Below are 18,659 nucleotides of genomic sequence, written 5' to 3'. Positions count from 1 at the left end.
TCCTAGTCGATCGTGACGTAGTCGGGGCCGGAGTAGTGGCCGGTGGTGAGCTTCTGGCGCTGCAGCAGCACGTCGTTCAGGAGGCTCGAGGCGCCGAAGCGGAAGAGGTGCGGCTGAAGCCACTCCTCACCCACGGTCTCAGCCACGGTGACGAGGTACTTGACCGCGTCCTTCGATGCGCGGATGCCACCGGCCGGCTTCACGCCGATCCGCTGACCGGTGCCGCGGTGCCAGTCGCGTACGGTCTCGAGCATGAGCAGCGTCGTCGGCAGGGTGGCCGCGGGCTGCACCTTGCCGGTGGACGTCTTGATGAAGTCGCCGCCGGCGAGGATGCCGAGCCACGATGCGCGCTTGATGTTGTCGTACGTGTTCAGCTCGCCGGTCTCGAGGATGACCTTGAGCGACGCGTACGAGCCGTCCGCACGGCGGCACGCCTCCTTCACCTGGGCGATCTGGTCGTACACGAGTCCGTACCGGCCGGAGAGGAACGCTCCGCGGTCGATGACCATGTCGATCTCATCGGCACCTGCGGCGACGGCCTCGGCCGTGTCGGCGAGCTTGATCGCGAGAGAGGAGCGCCCGCTCGGGAAGGCCGTGGCGACGGCCGCGACCGAGATCAGTCCGTCATCGGGGTCGCCGTGCAGGGCGCCGAGCGCCTCGACCGCGTCACCGACCATGTCGCCGTACACGCAGACGGCGGCGACCTTGGGGGTCGACGGGTCTGCCGCATCCGGGTTCTTGGCCTTCGCGACGAGCGAGCGCACCTTGCCCGGTGTGTCCGAGCCCTCGAGGGTGGTGAGGTCGATCAGCTTGATGATCGTGTCGAGGGCCCAGGCCTTCGACGTCGTCTTGATCGATCGCGTGCCGAGCCCGGCAGCGCGCTGCTCGAGCCCGACGGCGTCGACGCCGGGGAGTCCGTGCAGGAACCGGCGGAGCGTGGCGTCATCCGGCTCACCGCCGAGGACGTCCACCGCCGCCCTGCGGCTGAGTTCTTGGGTCGTCATTGTTCCTCCAACAATGCTCGTGCTGTGGTCTCATCTGTCACCAGGACGCTGCACAGGCCGCTGGTCACGACCGTGCGCGCGATGTCATGCTTGGCGTCACCGGCGGTGACGAAGATCGAGCGCTTCGCGGCGCGCAGTCTGCCGAGGTCGACTCCGACCGTCCGGGCATCCAGCTGCGGGTCGACGATGTTGCCGTCGGCGTCGATGTAACGCCCGAGCACGTCGCCCACGGCGCCGCGGCGGGCGAGCTCCTCGACGTCCGATGCCGAGAGGTAGCCGTTCTCGACGTGGGCAGAGGTGGCGTCGCACGGCCCTGCCGTGAACAGGAACGCCTGCGCTTCGGCTGCCTCTTCGAGGACGGCCGCGACGGTGCGGTCGGCCTCGATCGCCTGTTTCGTCTCGACCCGTTCGAGGATCGCGGGGCTCGGCAGAAGGGAGACATGGCCGGATGCGCGCTGGGCGATCGTGACGGCGAGGCCGGCAGCCCCGCCCGATCGGCGGTTGAGGCTCACTCCCCCGTTGAGCTGCACGACCGTGACGCCGGTCGCCCACCCGTCGGGCAGCGATTCCGCGACGGCGCGGAGCGTGCGCCCCCAGCTGACGCCGAGGGTGCGCGGCACCGGGCGCATGGCGGTGAGGAAGTCGGCGGCCGCCTGCGCGACACGTTCGAGGGTTCCGTCGTCACCGTCGGGAGCCGGAACGACGACCGCGGCCTTGAGCCCGTGGCGCTCGACGAGCTGACGCTCGAGCCCGAGACGCCGCGCGCGCGGATGCACGATCTCGATCCGGACGATGCCGCGCTCACGCGCCTGAGTCAGCAGGCGCCCCACCTTCCAGCGGGAGAGCTTGAGGAGGGCACCGATCTCGTCCTGAGTCTTGTCTTCGTCGTAGTACAGCTCGGCGACGCGGACCATGGTGAGTTCTTCTTCCACGGAATCCTCCTCTCGATTCCAGTGTACGACTCGATCACCGTTCGCGCATCTACGTGCTCATATGCGCACTTCGCCGCTGACCGGGTGCACATCCGCCGCGTATACGAGAAAGGACGCCGACCCCGAGGGGCCGACGTCCTTTCTGAACCGCGGTATGTCACATACGCTTGCGCGACGTGAGCACCTGGTCGACGATGCCGTAGTCCAGCGCCTCAGCGGCGGACAGGATCTTGTCGCGGTCGATGTCACGGTTGACCTGCTCGACCGGCTTGCCGGTGTGGCGGGCCATGGCCTCCTCGAGCCAGGTGCGCATCCGGAGGATCTCCGCCGCCTGGATCTCGATGTCGGATGCCTGACCGTGTCCGGCCTCGCCCATCGCCGGCTGGTGCATGAGCACGCGGGCGTTGGGCAGAGCGAGACGCTTGCCGGGGTGACCGGCCGCGAGCAGCACGGATGCGGCGGACGCCGCCTGGCCGAGCACGACGGTCTGGATCTGCGGCGCGACGTACTGCATCGTGTCGTAGATCGCCGTCATCGCGGTGAACGAGCCACCGGGCGAGTTGATGTACATCGTGATGTCGCGCTCGGAGTCCTGGCTCTCGAGCACCAGGAGCTGGGCCATCACGTCGTCGGCCGACGCGTCGTCGACCTGGACGCCGAGGAAGATCACTCGATCTTCGAACAGCTTGTTGTACGGGTCCTGGCGCTTGAAGCCGTACGCGGTGCGCTCCTCGAACTGAGGAAGCACGTAGCGGCTGGAGGGCAGATCGCCGGCAGAGCGGAAGGTGGGTGTGTACATGAGAGTCCTTTCGCTTTCCGTTACTTGGTGTCCTGGTCGGTTCCGCCGCCGCCGACGACGTCGGTGGCCGAGTCGCGGATGTGGTCGACGAAGCCGTACTCGAGCGCCTCGTCGGCGGTGAACCAGCGGTCGCGGTCACCGTCGGCGTTGATCTGCTCGACCGACTTTCCGGTCTGCGAGGCGGTGATCTCGGCGAGGCGGTTCTTCATCGAGGTGATGAGCTGCGCCTGCGTCTGGATGTCGCTCGAGGTTCCGCCGAAGCCACCGTGCGGCTGGTGCAGCAGCACGCGGGCGTTGGGCGTGATGTAACGCTTGCCCTTGGTGCCCGCGGTCAGCAGCAGCTGGCCCATCGATGCGGCCATACCGATGCCGACGGTGACGATGTCGTTCGGCACGAACTGCATCGTGTCGTAGATCGCCATACCGGCGGTGATCGATCCACCGGGCGAGTTGATGTAGAGGTAGATGTCCTTCTCGGAGTCCTCTGCGGCGAGAAGGAGGATCTTCGCGCAGATCTCATTGGCGTTCTCGTCGCGCACCTCCGATCCCAGCCAGATGATGCGGTCCTTCAACAGCCTGTCGAAGACGCTCGTAGCGAGGAGGGGTTCTGCAGCCATGTCAGCTCCTGATTCCGTGTTTCAGTGATTCGAATCTACCGGCGACAACGCAGCGCCCAGGCCGTGTTCGCCGTCGGCATATCAGGCGTCGAGTTCCGCGATCTCGTGGGCGTACGCGGTCATCGAGCGGTGGTAGCGCGGAAGGTGCGGGACGAGAGCCAGCAGCGCCACCGACAGACCGTGAGCCGGTCGCCCCGAGCTCGCCAGGATCAGCGCGTGGACGGTGGCCACGGCATCCCGATACGGGCCGTCCGACGACAGCGCCTCCTCGGCGCGGATCACCGACAGGGCCTTGTCGTAGTCGCCCAGATTGCGCAGCGAGCTGGCCAACTGGATCACGCACTGCGGGCGGTGCTCGTCGTCGAGGCCCAGAGCGAGTGCGCGCCGGTACAGCTCGACCGCTTCCGCCGGGCGACCGGCGGAGTCTCTGGCACCGGCCCGCTCGAACTCCGCACGCGCATCGTCCGGGCCGCGCTCTGCGGCGAGGGCGTCGATCCGCGCGATGGTGTCGTCGCCGACCTCCTCCCCCGACGCGTCGGCCCACACCTCGTCGATGCGCTCATCCCAGGTCTTCGTCATGTGCTCACTCCTCATTCCGGCCATTCACGAGAAAGGGGCGGATGCCGCAGCATCCGCCCCTTTCACACAGATCGTGTTCGATCACTCAGCCTTGTCGGCTGCCTTCTTGGCCGGAGCCTTCTTGGCAGCGGGCTTCTTCGCGGCCGGCTTCTCGGCAGCCTCGGCGTCGTCGGCCTTCTTCGCAGGAGCCTTCTTGGCAGCGGGCTTCTTCGCGGCCGGCTTCTCAGCGGACTCGGCGTCGTCGGCCTTCTCAGGGGCGGCCTTCTTCGCGGGAGCCTTCTTGGCGGGAGCCTTCTTGGCCGGCTTCTCCTCGGCGGCTGCCTCGGTCTCGGCCTCGTCGTCGGTCACGATGAAGTCCGACAGATCGACGGTCTTGCCGTTCGTGTCGACGACCTTGACCTTGCCGAGCGCGATCGCGAGAGCCTTGTTACGGGCGACCTCGCCGACGAGCGCGGGAAGCTGGTTCGACGACTGCAGCGCCTCGACGAACTCCTGGGGAGCCATGCCGTACTGCGATGCGGACTGGATGAGGTACTGCGAGAGCTCCTCCTGCGAGACCTGCACGTCGGCCTGCTCGGCGATCGTGTCGAGCAGCACCTGCGTGCGGAACTGCTTCTCGCTGGCCTCGGTCACCTCGGCGCGGTGCACGTCGTCCTCGAGGCGGTTCTCGCCCTCGAGGTGGTTGTGCACCTCGTCCTCGATGAGCTTCGGCGGAACCGGGATGTCGATCTGCTCGAGCAGCGTCTCGACGAGCTTGTCGCGCGCGGCGGAGCCCTGCGTGAAGACACCCTGCTGCGAGACACGCTCGGCGAGGCTCGCGCGGAGCTCGGCGATCGTGTCGAACTCGCTGGCGATCTGCGCGAAGTCGTCGTCGGCCTCGGGAAGCTCGCGCTCCTTGACGGCCTTGACGGTCACGGAGACCTCGGCCTCGGAGCCGGCGTGGTCGCCGCCCACGAGCGCCGAGCGGAACGTGGTGTCCTCGCCGGCGGTGAGCGACTCGATCGCGTCGTCGATGCCCTCGAGGAGCTCGCCGGAGCCGACCTCGTACGAGACACCCTCGGCGCGGTCGATCTCGGCGCCGTCGATGGTGGCGACGAGGTCGAGCTCGACGAAGTCACCCTTCGCCGCGGGGCGGTCGACGGGGACGAGCGTGCCGAAGCGCGCGCGCAGGTTCTCGAGCTCGGCGTCGAGCGCGGCATCGTCAGCCTCGACGGCATCGACCGTCAGGGTGATTCCGTCGTACGCGGGGATCTCGATGTCGGGGCGGACGTCCACCTCGATGTCGACGAGCAGGTCGCCCGAGAAGTCCTTCTCGTTCGGCCACTGCGTGATGTCGGCAGCCGGGCGACCGACGACGCGGAGCTTGTGCTCGACGGTCGCGTCGCGGAAGAACTTGTCGAGGCCCTCGTTGACCGCGTGCTCGATGACCGCGCCACGACCGATGCGCTGGTCGATGATCGGAGCGGGGACCTTGCCCTTGCGGAAGCCGGGGATCTGAACGTCCTGAGCGATGTGCTCGTAGGCGTGCGCGATGCTGGGCTTGAGGTCGTCGGGGGTGACCGTGATGCTGAGCTTGACCCGGGTCGGGGTCAGCTTCTCGACGGTGCTGTTCGCCATTCTGGTGTGCTCTCCTTGTGATTTCCGCGCTGAATCGCGGCTGTCAGGCCGTTGAAGCCGTGTCGGGGCGACAGGAGTTGAACCTGCGACCTCCCGCTCCCAAAGCGGGCGCTCTACCAAACTGAGCTACGCCCCGGGGAATCCGCATGCAGATTCAGCCCCACCGAGTCTAACGGACGTGAGCACCTCCGTCAGTCCGCTATGATCGAAGAGTCGGTTCACACCGAGAGGTTCCCGTCGACAACGGGGCTGTAGCTTAGTGGTAAAGCCTCTGTCTTCCAAACAGATGATGCGAGTTCGATTCTCGTCAGCCCCTCACTCCGAAGGCCCCCGCAGATGCGGGGGCCTTCGACTTTTCCCGGTATGGGGATGCATCTGGCAGAGTCGAGATACGCAGGTTCCCACCGGAGGTTCCCACCGCATGTCCGACCCCACCGGCGTCGCCGTCCCCACGCCCGGCGGGCACGCGCTCCCGGCGCGCTTCACCAGTGCGACCGCGACGGTCGAACCGCGAAGAAGGAGAACCGGACTCGTCCTCTGGGTCACGGGTGCCCTTGTCGCCGTCGCCACCGTGGGTGCGCTGCAGATCACGGCGAGCCTCGGCTACGACGACACGCGCGACGAGTTCGACAGCACGCTCGATGCGACGCAGGCCACCGTGACAGAGGTCTCGCGTGCCGCCGACGCTCTCGTCGCGACCTCCGACACCGCCGTACTCCTGCTCGACAGCGATTCCGGTGTGCTCGCCGACAGCGCGGCCAAGGACGAGCTGACGGCATCCGTCGACGGGGCGGGCGATGCCACGGCATCCGCCGAGAAGGTCGTCGGTGCCGCGCTGCCCGAGGCCGACTCCAAGCCCGCCTTCTTCTGGGAGCTGTTCGGCGCATCGGAGGGCCTCCGCCAGGACATCGAACGCCTCGACGACCTCGACACCGAGTTGTCGAAGGAGTCCCCCGCGCTCACGAGCGCCGAGACGCAGCTGACGGATGCCGGCCTGGCGTTCCTCGGATCCGCCGCCACTGCTGCGGCGTCCTTCGAGCAGGCGCACATCTCGGCCGGGAACGACGCCGTGATCGCGCTGCGTGACGCGGCGACGATCGCCGCGGGTGCCTCGGCCCTCGACGACACCGCCGTGACCTCCTTCGTCGCACTCCAGGATGCCGCGAGCCAGGTGATCGCCTCCGAGAAGGCCGAGCTGTCCGAGAAGGCCGGTCCGCTGAAGAGCGTGCGGCTCGAGATCGAAGCGTTCGCCCGCTCCCTCGCCCCCGGCGTGCTGATGGAATTCGACTGGAACCCGATCGTCAACGGCGCCGGTTCCAACGGCAGCATGGGCGGCCTGACCACCTGGTGGTGGGACGAACCCGACCGCGCGGTGATCGAACTCTCGAACTCCGTCGCCGAGCAGTGGCCCTCCGACCGCAGCAAGGCCCTCGTCGCGCACGAGGTCGGTCACGCGATCAGCGTCAAGTGCGAGGACATGTACGACTCGTCGACGCAGGACAGCATCGAGAAGTGGGCCACCGCGTGGGCCATCAGCATGGGCTTCTCCGACGACGCGAACGGCGTGTGGGCCTACGGCTATCCGCCGCAGTCGTATATCGATGCCGCGAGCGGATGCCGCTGAGAGTCGCGCGAGAACAGAGAAGCCGCCGCGATCGGATCGCGACGGCTTCTCTCGTGAAGTCAGACCGAGGTCACTGACCCCGGCGCTCACGCAGCTGGGTCAGCGCATCCTCGAGGAGCTGGACGGCTTCCTCGTCGGTGCGACGCTCCTTCACGTATGCGAGGTGCGTCTTGTAGGGCTCCGCCTTCGCGAGAGCGGGCGGATTCGCCTTGTCACGCCCGGCGGGGAGACCCGACTGCGGGTGGTCGATCGTCTCGGGGATCTCCTCTTCAGGAAGACCCGCCGCGAAGTAGCGGACCGTCTCGTTGCCGAGGCCGTCCCAGTAGGACACCGCGATGCGGTCGGCGTGGTAGCCGTGGTCCTGCTCGCCCATGGGGCCGGAACCCACGCGGGTTCCGCGGATCGCGTTTCCACCGGTAGCCATCAGATGACCTCGAATTTCGTGATGAGACCGAGCGCCACGATCGACACGAACCACGCGAGAGCGAGGACGACGGTGAAACGGTTGAGGTTGCGCTCTGCGAGGCCGGACGAGCCGACGGCCGACGACATTCCGCCACCGAACATGTCGGACAGGCCGCCACCGCGACCCTTGTGGAGCAGGATGAGGAGAGTCAGCAGGACGCTGGTTATGCCCAGCACCACCTGCAGGACGAACTCGAGAATTTCCACGAGGAAGAGCCTTTCGCTGGGGCACGACTGCCCCGGTAACGGTCAAGTATACGGTGTGGCGNCCCCGCCACACTCAGACGCCGACGTGCTTCTCGAAGCGGATGATCGCGGCGAATTCGTCGACCACGAGGCTCGCGCCTCCGACGAGTGCGCCGTCGACATCGGGCTCACGCATGAAGCTGGCGATGTTCGCCGCCTTGACCGATCCGCCGTAGAGGATCCGGGTGCGCGCCGCGGCGTCGTCACCCAGCACCTTGGCGATGACGGTGCGCAGCGCGGCGCAGACGTCCTGCGCCTGCTGCGGCGTCGCCGCCTGGCCGGAGCCGATGGCCCAGACCGGCTCGTACGCCACGACGATGTCCGCGTCCTTCGACAGGCCCTGCAGGGCTGCCTCGAGCTGCCCGGCGGGCACGGCGCTGGCGCCGAACTTCTCCAGGTCCTCCGCGGTCTCACCCACGCAGATCACCGGCGAGAGACCGTTCTTGAGCGCGGCCTTCGTCTTCGCCGCCACGACCTCGTCGGACTCCGCGTGGTATTCGCGGCGCTCCGAGTGGCCGATGATGACGTACTTCGCGTCGAGCTTCGCGAGGAACGCGCCCGACACCTCACCGGTGTACGCACCGGAGTCGTGTGCCGAGATGTCCTGCGCGCCCAGGGCGAACGGGATCTTGTCCGCGTCGATCAGCGTCTGCACACTGCGGATGTCGGTGAAGGGCGGGAAGACCGCGACCTCGACTGAGCCGTCCTCGTGCTTGGCATCCTTCAGGGTCCAGTGCAGCTTCTGCACGAACGCGACCGCCTGCAGGTGGTCGAGATTCATCTTCCAGTTTCCCGCGATCAGCGGGGTACGGGTGTTCAAGCCCATCCGAGCACCTCCAGGCCGGGTAGTTTCTTGCCCTCGAGGAACTCGAGGCTGGCGCCGCCGCCGGTCGAGATGTGACCGAACTGGTCGTCGGTGAAGCCGAGCTGACGCACCGCCGCGGCGGAATCGCCGCCGCCGACGACGCTGAGTCCGTCGACCTCGGTGAGCGCCTGCGCGACGGCCTTGGTTCCGCCCGCGAATGCCGGGAACTCGAACACGCCCATCGGCCCGTTCCAGAACACGGTCTTGGAGCCGCGGATGACCTCGGCGAATCGAGCAGCGGTCTCTGGGCCGATGTCGAGGCCGATGCCTGCAGCGCCGAATGCCGTGTTCTCGATCGCGCCGGCCGCCGTGACCTCGTGTTCGGCATCGGCCGAGAACGAGGATGCGACCACGACATCGGTCGGGAGCACGAGCTCCACGCCGCGCTTCTCAGCCTCGGCGATGTAGCCGCGGACGGTCTCGAGCTGGTCCTCTTCGAGCAGGCTGGATGCCACGGCGTGGCCCTGTGCCTTCAGGAAGGTGAACAGCATGCCGCCGCCGACGAGGATGCGGTCGACGCGCGGGAGCAGGTGCGAGATCACTCCGAGCTTGTCGCTCACCTTCGAGCCGCCGAGCACGACCGCGTACGGGCGCTCGGGGTTCTCGGTGAGACGGTCGAGGACGTCGAGCTCCGCTGCGATGAGCAGACCGGCAGCGGACGGCAGCAGCTCGGCGAGGTCGTAGACGCTCGCCTGCTTGCGGTGCACGACACCGAATCCGTCGGAGACCAGCACGTTGCCGAGCTCTGCGAGCTGAGCCGCGAAGGCGCCGCGCTCGGCGTCGTCCTTCGAGGTCTCCCCCGGGTTGAACCGCAGGTTCTCGATGACGACGATGCCGCCGTCCTCGAGCGAGGCCACGGCCTCCTGCGCCGACTCGCCGACGGTGTCGCGCGCGAACGCGACCGGCTTGCCGAGCAGCTCGGACAGTCGCTGGGCGACCGGCGCGAGGCTGTACTGCGGGTCGGGCGCACCGTCGGGGCGACCGAGGTGCGAGCACACGACGACGCGGGCGCCCGCGTTGATCAGTGCGTTGAGGGTAGGCAACGAGGCGCGGACACGGCCATCGTCCGTGATGATCCCATCCCGCAGGGGGACGTTGAGATCACAACGGACGATGACACGCTTGCCCTCGAGCGAACCCAGTGAATCCAGGGTGCGCAGAGTCATGGGAGGAGTCTCAGAGACGCTCTGCCACGTACTCGGTCAGGTCGACGAGACGGTTGGAGTAGCCCCACTCGTTGTCGTACCAGCTGGAGACCTTGACCAGGTTGCCGCTGACGTTGGTCAGCGTGGCGTCGAAGATCGACGAGTGCGGGTTGTGCACGATGTCGCTCGAGACGATCTGGTCTTCGTTGTACTGCAGGAAGCCGGCGAGGCGACCGTCGGCAGCGGCCTTCTTGTACGCCTCGTTGACCTCTTCGACCGTGAGGTTCTCGCGGTCGGTGATCAGCGTGAGGTCGACGATCGAGCCGGTGGGAACCGGAACGCGGTACGACGAGCCCGAGAGCTTGCCCTGGAGCTCGGGCAGGACCTCGCCGATCGCCTTGGCGGCACCGGTCGACGCCGGGGTGATGTTGATCGCGGCGGCACGTGCACGGCGCAGGTCGCTGTGCGGGCCGTCCTGCAGGTTCTGGTCTGCGGTGTAGGCGTGAGCCGTCATCATGAATCCGCGGTCGATGCCGAACGCGTCGTTGAAGACCTGTGCCAGCGGTGCGAGGCAGTTGGTCGTGCAGGAGGCGTTGGAGATGATGTGATCGGTCTCCGGGTTGTACGTGTCCTCGTTCACGCCCATGACGAACGTGCCGTCGACGCCGGTTCCCGGTGCCGAGATGAGCACCTTCTTGGCGCCTGCCTCGATGTGCTTCTTGGCGAGCTCGGCCTTGGTGAAGAAGCCGGTCGACTCGATGACGATGTCGACGCCCAGCTCGCCCCACGGGAGGCCGGCGGGGTCGCGCTCTGCGAACGCCTTGATCGCCTTGCCGTTGACCGTGATGCTCTCGTCGTCGTAGCTGATGTCAGCATCGAGGACGCCGCCCACGGAGTCGTACTTCAGAAGGTGGGCAAGGGTCTTGTTGTCGGTGAGGTCGTTGACAGCGACGATCTCGATGTCCGCTCCCTGCGCGAGAGCCGCGCGGAAGTAGTTGCGTCCGATACGGCCGAAGCCGTTGATACCGATCTTGACAGACACTCAGGTCTCCCTGTTTCTCGTGCGCGGTGCGCAGCAATCGTGCGTGCGCGATGCGCGGGGGTTTTTGGCTGAGATGGCGTCCCGACGAGACTTGGCCCGTCGGGACGCGACCCGATTACGACAGTACCAGCAGGCCGTTCGTCTTCTCGCGGGCTGCCTCGAAGCGCTGGGCGACGTTCTCCCAGTTGGCGATGTTCCACGCGGCCTTCACGTAGTCGGCCTTCACGTTGAGGTAGTCGAGGTAGAAGGCGTGCTCCCACATGTCGAGCTGGAACAGCGGAACGGTGCCTGCGGCCGTGTTCGACTGCTGGTCGAAGAGCTGCTGGATGATCAGGCGCTGACCGATCGAGTCCCAGCTCAGCACCGACCAGCCGGAACCCTGGATGCCGAGGGCGTTGGCGGTGAAGTGCGCCTGGAACTTCTCGAACGAGCCGAAGAACTCGTCGATCGCGGCCTTGAGCTCGCCCTCGGGCTGTCCGCCGCCGGTCGGCGAGAGGTTGGTCCAGAAGATCGAGTGGTTGACGTGGCCGCCGAGGTTGAACGCGAGGTCCTTCTCGAGCTTGTTCACGTTGGCGAGGTTGCCGCTGTCACGGGCCTCGGCGAGCTGCTCGAGGGCGGTGTTCGCGCCGGCGACGTACGTCGCGTGGTGCTTGTCATGGTGCAGCTCCATGATCTTGCCGCTGATGTGCGGCTCGAGGGCTGCGAAGTCGTAGGGAAGGTCGGGGAGCGTGTAAATCGCCATGTCGCTTTCATCCAATCCGCGCCGCGCCGCGGCGCTTGCCGATCCTCTGCGCCGCCGAGGTGCGGCGTAGAGCGGACTTAACTCATCCTAGTGACGACAACGCGTCGCCGACCCTGATCCTTCCCCTATGTGACGAAGCGAGGCGACCCCTTGACAGGGATCGCCTCGCTGGTGTCGGTGGACGTCTCAGACGTCGAGTCCGGCGGGAACGGCGGCCTCGGTCCCGGGGATGCCCTCCTGCTGCGCGCGCTTGTCGGCCATGGCGAGAAGACGACGGATGCGTCCGGCGACGGCATCCTTCGTCATGGGCGGGTCGGCGTGATGGCCGAGCTCGTCGAGGCTCGCGTCGCGGTGCGCGAGCCGGAGCTCACCCGCGACCTTCAGGTGATCGGGAACATCGTCGGCGAGGATCTCGAGCGCTCGCTCGACGCGGGCGCACGCGGCGACGGCTGCCTGCGCGGAGCGACGCAGGTTGGCGTCGTCGAAGTTCACGAGTCGGTTGACGCCCGCACGCACCTCGCGACGCTGACGCATCTCCTCCCAGGTGACGGCGGTCTTCTGCGCGCCCATCTCGCTGAGGATGGTGCGGATGGCCTCGCCCTCACGAACCACGACGCGCGGCATACCGCGAACCTCGCGTGCCTTCGCGGCCACGCCGAGTCGGTGCGCGGCGCCCACGAGGGCCATGGCGGCTTCGGACGACGGGCAGGCGACCTCGAGCATGGCCGATCGGCCCGGCTCGCTGAGGGTTCCCGCGGCGAGGAACGCGCCACGCCAGAGCCCTGCGATCTCGGCGCGAGATCCGGTCGTGAGACGGTTGGGAAGCCCGCGAACGGGGCGACGCCGCTGGTCGAGCAGACCGGTCTGACGGGCGAGCGTCTCGCCCGACGCGATGACCCTGACAGCCCAGCGGGCACCGTCGTTCGCGGTGCTGGACTGCACCTGAGCGATCTCGGGCCGAACACCGTAGATCTCCGCGAGGTCGCGCGCGACACGCTGCGCGAGGATCTCGGCATCCACCTCCGCCTCGACGGCGACCCGCCCGGCGATGGAGTGCAGTCCGCCGGCGAACCGGAGGATCGAGGTGACCTCCGCGACACGCACCGTCGGGGGTGCATTGCGGATGCTGACCAGCTCAGCCTTGACGTCGGTGGTTAGTGCCACGACACTCCTCTACGCTCACGCGCCGGATCGCGACGCAAACCTCCAGCCTACTCTGACGGAGGCTCCTGCTATTCCCTGCCGAGGTCCCGATGACGCACGTTGACCGCGACGCCGGGGACGGCGGCCAGTCGACGCGCCAGCTCCTCGACCATGGCGACGGAGCGGTGCTTGCCGCCCGTGCAGCCGATCGCGACCGTCGAGTGGCTCTTGTTCTCACGCTGGTACCCCTCGAGCACCGGGGTGAGCGCCGCCGTGTACGCGTCGAGGAACTCTGCTGCCCCCTCGCGCGACAGCACGTAGTCCCTGACGGGTTCATCCTTGCCTGTGAGGCCGCGCAGCTCCTCGTTCCAGAACGGGTTCGGCAGGAAGCGCATGTCGGCGACCAGGTCGACGTCGGTCGGCAGGCCGTACTTGAAGCCGAAGCTCATCAGCGTCACGCGGTGCCGAGCAGCCCCCTCCTCCGAGAAGAGCTCGGAGACCTGCGTGGCCAACTGGTGGATGTTGAGGGCCGAGGTGTCGATCACGAGGTCGGCGGACTCGCGGATCGGCGCGAGCCTCTGACGCTCGATGCGGATGCCGTCGAGGAGTGTGCCGTCGCCCTGCAGCGGATGCGGTCGACGCACCGACTCGAACCGCCGCACGAGGACGTCGTCGGACGCGTCGAGGAAAAGCACTCGGACGGACCCACGCGATCGCAGCGCACGCGCGACTCCGGGGAAGTCGTCGAACAGGTTGCGTCCGCGCACGTCGACCACGGCGGCGACCTTGGGCAGCGCGTTGCCGCCCATGTCGGTGAGGTCGAGCAGCGGACGGAGGATCTGCGGTGGCAGGTTGTCGACGACATACCAGCCGAGGTCCTCGAGTGCGTTGGCGACAGTCGTGCGCCCTGCGCCCGACATGCCCGTGACGATGAGGAACTCGCCCTTGTCCCCGTCAGCCATGGTTACTCCTTCTCCCCCGCACGCACCAGCCTAGCGAGTGGAGAGATGCGTATGGATGTTCTGCGCGAGCACGGGGCCGATCCCCTGCACCTCCTCGATCTCTCCCGGCGCCGCTGCCCGGAGCGCGGTGACCGAGCCGAAGTGCTTGAGAAGGACCTTGATGCGGGATGCGCCGAGCCCCGGCACCTCCGACAGAACCGAGGAGATGTCGTTCCTGCGCCGCTTGCGCTGATGCGTGATCGCGAAGCGGTGAGCCTCGTCGCGCAGCCGCTGGAGCAGGTAGAGCGACTCGCTGGTGCGCGGGAGGATCACCGGGAAGTCCTCGCCCGGCAGCCAGATCTCCTCGAGTCTCTTCGCGATGCCGCACACCGCGATCTCGGTGTGCCCGGCATCGCGGAGGGCCCGCGCTGCCGCCTCGACCTGCGGCTGACCACCGTCGACGAGCAGCAGCTGGGGCGGATACGCGAACCGAGGCTTGCGCTTGACCTCGACGACGACGTCTTCGAGGCCGGCGCCCGTCTCCCCCGCGAGGGCCGCCTCCGCTGCAGGCTCTTCGGCCTCTTCCGGGCGGTCGAGGTAGGCCAGGCGTCGACGCAGCACCTGGTACATCGAATCGGTGTCATCGGTCGTCTCGGGGATGTTGAACGATCGATACTGGTCTTTCCGGGGAAGACCGTCCTCGAAGACGACCATCGAGGCGACCACGTTGGTGCCGCCGAGGTGCGAGATGTCGAAGCACTCGATGCGCAGGGGCGCCTCGGTCATCCCCAGCGCATCCTGCAGATCGGTCAATGCCTGGGTGCGCGCGACGTAATCACTGGTGCGCCTCGTCTTGTACCGGATCAGGGCCTGTTGGGCGTTCAGTGTCGCCGTGCGCATGAGGTCGGCGCGCTGACCGCGCTGGGCGACCGCGATCTCGACCTTCTTCCCTCGCCGCTCCCTCAGCCACACTTCGAGCTCGGCCGCGTCATCGGGAAGCGACGGCACGAGGATGCGCCGAGGCACGTCCTGCGCATCGCCGTAGGCGCGCTGCAGCACCTGATCGACGAGATCGGCGCTGGAGATGTCGATCTCCTTCTCGATGGTCATGGCACGGACACCGCGCACGCGCCCGCCGCGGATCACGAAGTGCTGCACGGCGGCGGCGAGCTCGTCTTCCGCGATGCCGAACAGATCCGCGTCCTCGTCGGTCGCCAGCACCAGCGCGCTCTTGCCGAGCACGGCCTCGATCGCCGAGAGCTTGTCGCGGTACTTGGCCGCGGCCTCGTAGTCCATCGCCGCGGATGCCGCCAGCATCCGCGTGGTCAGCTCTCGGGTGAATCGCTCGTCGCCGCCCGCCATGAAGGCGACGAAATCGTCGACCATCGCCCGGTGCTCTTCGATCGTGACGGTCATCGAGCACGGCCCGCCGCATTTGCCGATCTGCCCGGGGAAGCACGGCCTCCCCGTCTGCATCGCCCGCTTGTAGCTCGAGTCGCTGCAGGTGCGGATGGGGAACGCCTTGACCATCAGGTCGATCGTCTCGTGCACCGCCCAGACCTTGGGGTACGGACCGAAGTACCGCGCACCGGGGATCTTGCGGTTCCGGGTCACGATCACTCGAGGAGCCTCGTCACCGAGCGTGACCGCCATGAAGGGGTAGGACTTGTCGTCCTTGTACCGCACGTTGAAAGGCGGATCGAACTCCTTGATCCACATGTACTCCAGCTGCAGCGAGTCGACGTCCGTCGACACGACCGTCCACTCCACCGACGATGCCGTCGTCACCATCCGCCGGGTGCGCTCGTGCAGGGTACGCAGCGGCGCGAAGTAGTTCGACAGGCGCTGACGCAGGTTCTTGGCCTTGCCCACGTACAGCACACGACCGTCGGCGTCGCGGAACCGGTACACGCCGGGGTTGGTCGGAATCTCGCCGGCTCTCGGCTTGTACGGCAGCACGTCGGCCATCAGCTGGCCTTCTTCGCGGCGCGCCCCTCACCCAGGATCTCGGCGAGGAACTGGCCGGTGTGGCTGTCCTCGACCCGCGCGATGTGCTCGGGGGTTCCGGTCGCCAGGATCTCGCCGCCGCCGGATCCGCCCTCGGGTCCGAGGTCGATGACCCAGTCCGCCGACTTGATCACGTCGAGATTGTGCTCGATCACGATCACCGTGTTGCCCTTGTCGACGAGGCCGTTGAGCACCTCGAGCAGCTTGCGCACGTCTTCGAAGTGCAGACCGGTGGTCGGCTCATCGAGGACGTAGATGCTGCGCCCGTTGCTGCGACGCTGGAGCTCGGTGGCGAGCTTGACGCGCTGCGCCTCGCCGCCCGAGAGCGTCGTCGCGGACTGGCCGAGGCGCACGTACCCGAGGCCGACATCGACGAGCGTCTTCATGTAGCGGTGGATGGCCTGGATGGGCTCGAAGAACTCCGCGGCCTCCGCGATCGGCATCTCGAGCACCTCGGCGATGTTCTTGCCCTTGTAGTGCACCGAGAGTGTGTCGCGGTTGTAGCGCTTGCCGTGGCACACCTCGCAGTCGACGTACACGTCGGGGAGGAAGTTCATCTCGATCTTGATCGTGCCGTCACCCGAGCACGCGTCGCAGCGCCCGCCCTTGACGTTGAAGCTGAACCGACCCGGCTGGTAGCCGCGCACCTTCGCCTCGGGGGTCTCGCTGAACAGGGACCGGATCCTGTCGAAGACGCCCGTGTAGGTCGCCGGGTTGGACCGCGGTGTGCGACCGATCGGCGCCTGATCGACGTGCACGACCTTGTCGAGGTTGTCGAGTCCGGAGACGCGGGTGTGCTTGCCGGGAACCGTGCGTGCTCCGTTGAGCCGCGAGGCCAGCACCTGATACAGGATGTCGTTGACCAGAGAGGACTTGCCTGATCCGGAGACGCCGGTGACCGCCGTCAGGACACCGAGCGGGAAGTCGACGCTCACGTTCTTGAGGTTGTTCTCACGAGCCCCGACGACGCTGATCTTGCGCTTCTTGTCGAGCTTGCGTCGCTTCGTCGGCGTCGGGATCTCGCGAGCCCCCGAGAGGTACTCCCCCGTCATCGAGTCGGGTTCGTTCAGGAGAGCCGAGTACGGCCCTGAGTGCACGACCTCGCCGCCGTTCACGCCGGCACCAGGTCCGATGTCGACGACCCAGTCGGCCGCTTCGATGGTCTCCTCATCGTGCTCGACGACGATGAGCGTGTTGCCCAGATCGCGGAGCTTGAGCAGAGTGTCGATCAGACGCCGGTTGTCGCGCTGGTGCAGACCGATCGAGGGCTCGTCGAGCACATAGAGGACACCGGTGAGTCCGGATCCGATCTGCGTGGCCAGACGGATGCGCTGTGCCTCACCGCCCGAGAGCGAGCCGGCGGAACGGCTGAGGTTGAGGTAGGAGAGACCGACCTGGAGCAGGAAGTCGAGTCGAAGACGGATCTCGCGCAGAACCTGCGCCGCGATCTTCGCCTCGCGATCGGTGAGGGTCAGTGTCTCCATGAAGGAGCGGGCGTCGGCGAGGCTGAGGTGCGACACCTCGGCGATCGAGTGGCCGTGCACCTGCACCGCGAGCACCTCGGGCTTGAGCCTGTTGCCGTCGCAGACGGGACACGGCACCTCGCGGAGGTACTCGCCCCAGCGCGAGCGCTGCGTGTCGGATTCGGCCTGCGCGTACTGACGCTCGATGTAGGGGACGACGCCCTCGAAGCCCGACGCGTAGCGCATCTCGCGCCCGTAGCGGTTCTTGAACTTGACGGTGACCTTGTAGTTGTCGCCGCGGAGGATCGCGTCTTGCACATCGACCCTGAGGTCCTGCCACGGAGTGTCGAGCGAGAAGTTGAGGTCGTCGGCCAGTCCCTCGAGCAGTCGCTCGTAGTACTGGAAGAGGCCCTTGCCCTGGGTGGTCCAGGGCACGATCGCGCCCTCGCGGATGGAGAGCTCCTCGTCACCGAGCATCAGATCGATGTCGACCGACATGCGCGTGCCGAGTCCTGAACAGGCGGGGCAGGCACCGAACGGCGCGTTGAACGAGAAGGTGCGCGGTTCGATCTCGGTGAGGGAGAGCGCGTGACCGTTCGGGCATGCGAGCTTCTCGGAGAACGACTGCCAGGCGTCGTCGCCTTCTTCATCGACGAAGTTCACCTGCACGACGCCACCGGCCAGGCCGAGTGCGGTCTCGACCGAGTCGGTGACACGACCGAGGATGTCGTCGGCCGCGACGAGACGGTCGACGACGACGGCGATGTCGTGCTTGTAGCTCTTCTTGAGCGTGGGCGGCTCGGCGAGCTGGATCAGGTCGCCGTCGACGATCGCACGCGAGTACCCCTTGGCTCCGAGCTCACGGAAGAGGTCGACGAACTCGCCCTTCTTCTGCGAGACGATGGGCGCGACGATCTGGTACCGGGTGCGCTCCGGCAGCTCCATGAGCTGGTCGGCGATCTGCTGCACGGTCTGGCGCTGGATGCGCTCACCGCACTCGGGGCAGTGCGGGATGCCGATGCGGGCCCAGAGCAGGCGCATGTAGTCGTAGATCTCGGTGATCGTTCCGACCGTCGACCGCGGGTTGCGGTTGGTCGACTTCTGGTCGATCGACACCGCGGGGCTCAGCCCCTCGATGAAGTCGACGTCCGGTCGGTCGACCTGGCCGAGGAACTGGCGCGCGTAGGCGCTCAGCGACTCGACGTAGCGACGCTGCCCTTCGGCGAAGATCGTGTCGAACGCGAGGCTGGACTTCCCTGATCCGGACAGGCCGGTGAACACGACGAGCGAGTCGCGTGGGATGTCGATGTCGACGTTCTTGAGATTGTGGACGCGGGCACCGCGGACACTGAGTTTTCCTGGGGTTGCAACCGGGACGATAGGCACTGATCAAGTCTACGAGGGGCTACGGACATTGGCTCCGTGAGG

17 protein-coding genes and 2 tRNA genes are annotated in these 18,659 nt (G+C 67.2%); 2 read left to right on the top strand and 17 right to left on the bottom strand.

Features of this window, described 5'->3' with window-relative positions; genetic code table 11:
* Positions 1–2: 2 nt before the first annotated feature.
* The 7 genes from deoC to ACTJKH_RS12930 all read right to left on the bottom strand — a co-directional run bounded on the left by deoC (position 3) and on the right by ACTJKH_RS12930 (position 5,684).
* Positions 3–1,004, bottom strand: coding sequence for a deoxyribose-phosphate aldolase (deoC, locus tag ACTJKH_RS12960; RefSeq protein WP_210098266.1), 1,002 nt, complete (start codon positions 1,002–1,004; stop codon positions 3–5).
* Positions 1,001–1,936 carry a sugar-binding transcriptional regulator gene (locus tag ACTJKH_RS12955; RefSeq protein ID WP_259162825.1) on the bottom strand — a complete coding sequence of 312 codons (936 nt, stop codon included), beginning with the start codon at positions 1,934–1,936 and terminating at the stop codon, positions 1,001–1,003. Before ACTJKH_RS12955 ends, deoC begins: the two co-directional genes overlap by 4 nt.
* Positions 1,937–2,093: 157 nt before the next feature.
* On the bottom strand, positions 2,094–2,735 hold the full coding sequence (locus ACTJKH_RS12950) for an ATP-dependent Clp protease proteolytic subunit (RefSeq protein ID WP_210098268.1): 642 nt from the start codon (positions 2,733–2,735) through the stop codon (positions 2,094–2,096).
* Between the two features lie 20 nt (positions 2,736–2,755).
* Entirely contained in the window at positions 2,756–3,352 is a 597-nt protein-coding gene (locus ACTJKH_RS12945; RefSeq protein WP_194763381.1) for an ATP-dependent Clp protease proteolytic subunit, read from the bottom strand.
* A gap of 81 nt (positions 3,353–3,433) precedes the next feature.
* Positions 3,434–3,931, bottom strand: coding sequence for a tetratricopeptide repeat protein (locus tag ACTJKH_RS12940; protein WP_440737257.1), 498 nt, complete (start codon positions 3,929–3,931; stop codon positions 3,434–3,436).
* Between the two features lie 81 nt (positions 3,932–4,012).
* Entirely contained in the window at positions 4,013–5,548 is a 1,536-nt protein-coding gene (gene tig, locus ACTJKH_RS12935) for a trigger factor (protein WP_440737256.1), read from the bottom strand.
* A gap of 62 nt (positions 5,549–5,610) precedes the next feature.
* Positions 5,611–5,684 (bottom strand) — tRNA-Pro (locus tag ACTJKH_RS12930).
* A gap of 109 nt (positions 5,685–5,793) precedes the next feature.
* Here ACTJKH_RS12930 and ACTJKH_RS12925 point away from each other — a divergent pair.
* Positions 5,794–5,864 (top strand) — tRNA-Gly (locus tag ACTJKH_RS12925).
* 105 nt (positions 5,865–5,969) lie between these two features.
* Positions 5,970–7,172, top strand: a complete 1,203-nt coding sequence (locus ACTJKH_RS12920; RefSeq protein ID WP_440737255.1) for a hypothetical protein — start codon at positions 5,970–5,972, stop codon at positions 7,170–7,172.
* Positions 7,173–7,242: 70 nt separating this feature from the next.
* On the opposite strand, the gene ACTJKH_RS12915 is transcribed toward ACTJKH_RS12920, so the two are convergent.
* The 10 genes from ACTJKH_RS12915 to uvrA form a co-directional block, all read right to left on the bottom strand.
* Positions 7,243–7,596, bottom strand: a complete 354-nt coding sequence (locus ACTJKH_RS12915) for an RNA polymerase-binding protein RbpA (protein ID WP_056307093.1) — start codon at positions 7,594–7,596, stop codon at positions 7,243–7,245.
* A complete protein-coding gene (gene secG, locus ACTJKH_RS12910; protein WP_210098272.1) occupies positions 7,596–7,844 on the bottom strand; it encodes a preprotein translocase subunit SecG in 249 nt (82 codons plus the stop codon). The genes ACTJKH_RS12915 and secG overlap by 1 nt, the downstream gene beginning before the upstream one ends.
* A 73-nt stretch (positions 7,845–7,917) precedes the next feature.
* Entirely contained in the window at positions 7,918–8,709 is a 792-nt protein-coding gene (gene tpiA / locus ACTJKH_RS12905; RefSeq protein ID WP_259162832.1) for a triose-phosphate isomerase, read from the bottom strand.
* Positions 8,700–9,914 (bottom strand): phosphoglycerate kinase, encoded by a 1,215-nt coding sequence (locus ACTJKH_RS12900; RefSeq protein ID WP_440737254.1) that lies wholly within the window; start codon positions 9,912–9,914, stop codon positions 8,700–8,702. The genes tpiA and ACTJKH_RS12900 overlap by 10 nt, the downstream gene beginning before the upstream one ends.
* A gap of 10 nt (positions 9,915–9,924) precedes the next feature.
* Complete coding sequence (gap, locus tag ACTJKH_RS12895) at positions 9,925–10,935, bottom strand: type I glyceraldehyde-3-phosphate dehydrogenase (protein WP_053096657.1); 1,011 nt, start codon at positions 10,933–10,935, stop codon at positions 9,925–9,927.
* A 115-nt stretch (positions 10,936–11,050) separates the two neighbouring features.
* Complete coding sequence (locus tag ACTJKH_RS12890; RefSeq protein WP_056307086.1) at positions 11,051–11,677, bottom strand: superoxide dismutase; 627 nt, start codon at positions 11,675–11,677, stop codon at positions 11,051–11,053.
* A gap of 186 nt (positions 11,678–11,863) precedes the next feature.
* The gene (whiA, locus tag ACTJKH_RS12885) at positions 11,864–12,841 is read right to left on the bottom strand and encodes a DNA-binding protein WhiA (protein WP_210098275.1); all 978 of its coding nucleotides are present in this window, start codon (positions 12,839–12,841) and stop codon (positions 11,864–11,866) included.
* A gap of 68 nt (positions 12,842–12,909) precedes the next feature.
* Positions 12,910–13,782 (bottom strand): RNase adapter RapZ, encoded by an 873-nt coding sequence (gene rapZ, locus ACTJKH_RS12880; protein WP_440737253.1) that lies wholly within the window; start codon positions 13,780–13,782, stop codon positions 12,910–12,912.
* Between the two features lie 30 nt (positions 13,783–13,812).
* A complete protein-coding gene (gene uvrC / locus ACTJKH_RS12875) occupies positions 13,813–15,729 on the bottom strand; it encodes an excinuclease ABC subunit UvrC (RefSeq protein ID WP_440737252.1) in 1,917 nt (638 codons plus the stop codon).
* Positions 15,729–18,617 carry an excinuclease ABC subunit UvrA gene (gene uvrA, locus ACTJKH_RS12870; protein ID WP_440737251.1) on the bottom strand — a complete coding sequence of 963 codons (2,889 nt, stop codon included), beginning with the start codon at positions 18,615–18,617 and terminating at the stop codon, positions 15,729–15,731. The genes uvrC and uvrA overlap by 1 nt, the downstream gene beginning before the upstream one ends.
* Positions 18,618–18,659 lie beyond the last annotated feature (42 nt).

The sequence above is a fragment of the Microbacterium sp. 22215 genome (assembly GCF_052045655.1).
In the GTDB taxonomy this organism is placed as follows: domain Bacteria; phylum Actinomycetota; class Actinomycetes; order Actinomycetales; family Microbacteriaceae; genus Microbacterium; species Microbacterium phyllosphaerae.
This window is presented reverse-complemented; position numbering and strand designations above follow the sequence as displayed.

Coding starts and splice junctions, on each gene's coding strand:
- uvrC (WP_440737252.1), bottom strand. CDS start 15,729: ATGGCCGACGTGCTGCCGTACAAGCCGAGAGCCGGCGAGATTCCGACC.
- rapZ (WP_440737253.1), bottom strand. CDS start 13,782: ATGGCTGACGGGGACAAGGGCGAGTTCCTCATCGTCACGGGCATGTCG.
- ACTJKH_RS12890 (WP_056307086.1), bottom strand. CDS start 11,677: ATGGCGATTTACACGCTCCCCGACCTTCCCTACGACTTCGCAGCCCTC.
- deoC (WP_210098266.1), bottom strand. CDS start 1,004: ATGACGACCCAAGAACTCAGCCGCAGGGCGGCGGTGGACGTCCTCGGC.
- ACTJKH_RS12945 (WP_194763381.1), bottom strand. CDS start 3,352: ATGGCTGCAGAACCCCTCCTCGCTACGAGCGTCTTCGACAGGCTGTTG.
- tig (WP_440737256.1), bottom strand. CDS start 5,548: ATGGCGAACAGCACCGTCGAGAAGCTGACCCCGACCCGGGTCAAGCTC.
- ACTJKH_RS12920 (WP_440737255.1), top strand. CDS start 5,970: ATGTCCGACCCCACCGGCGTCGCCGTCCCCACGCCCGGCGGGCACGCG.
- ACTJKH_RS12900 (WP_440737254.1), bottom strand. CDS start 9,914: ATGACTCTGCGCACCCTGGATTCACTGGGTTCGCTCGAGGGCAAGCGT.
- tpiA (WP_259162832.1), bottom strand. CDS start 8,709: ATGGGCTTGAACACCCGTACCCCGCTGATCGCGGGAAACTGGAAGATG.
- ACTJKH_RS12950 (WP_210098268.1), bottom strand. CDS start 2,735: ATGTACACACCCACCTTCCGCTCTGCCGGCGATCTGCCCTCCAGCCGC.
- ACTJKH_RS12915 (WP_056307093.1), bottom strand. CDS start 7,596: ATGGCTACCGGTGGAAACGCGATCCGCGGAACCCGCGTGGGTTCCGGC.
- ACTJKH_RS12940 (WP_440737257.1), bottom strand. CDS start 3,931: ATGACGAAGACCTGGGATGAGCGCATCGACGAGGTGTGGGCCGACGCG.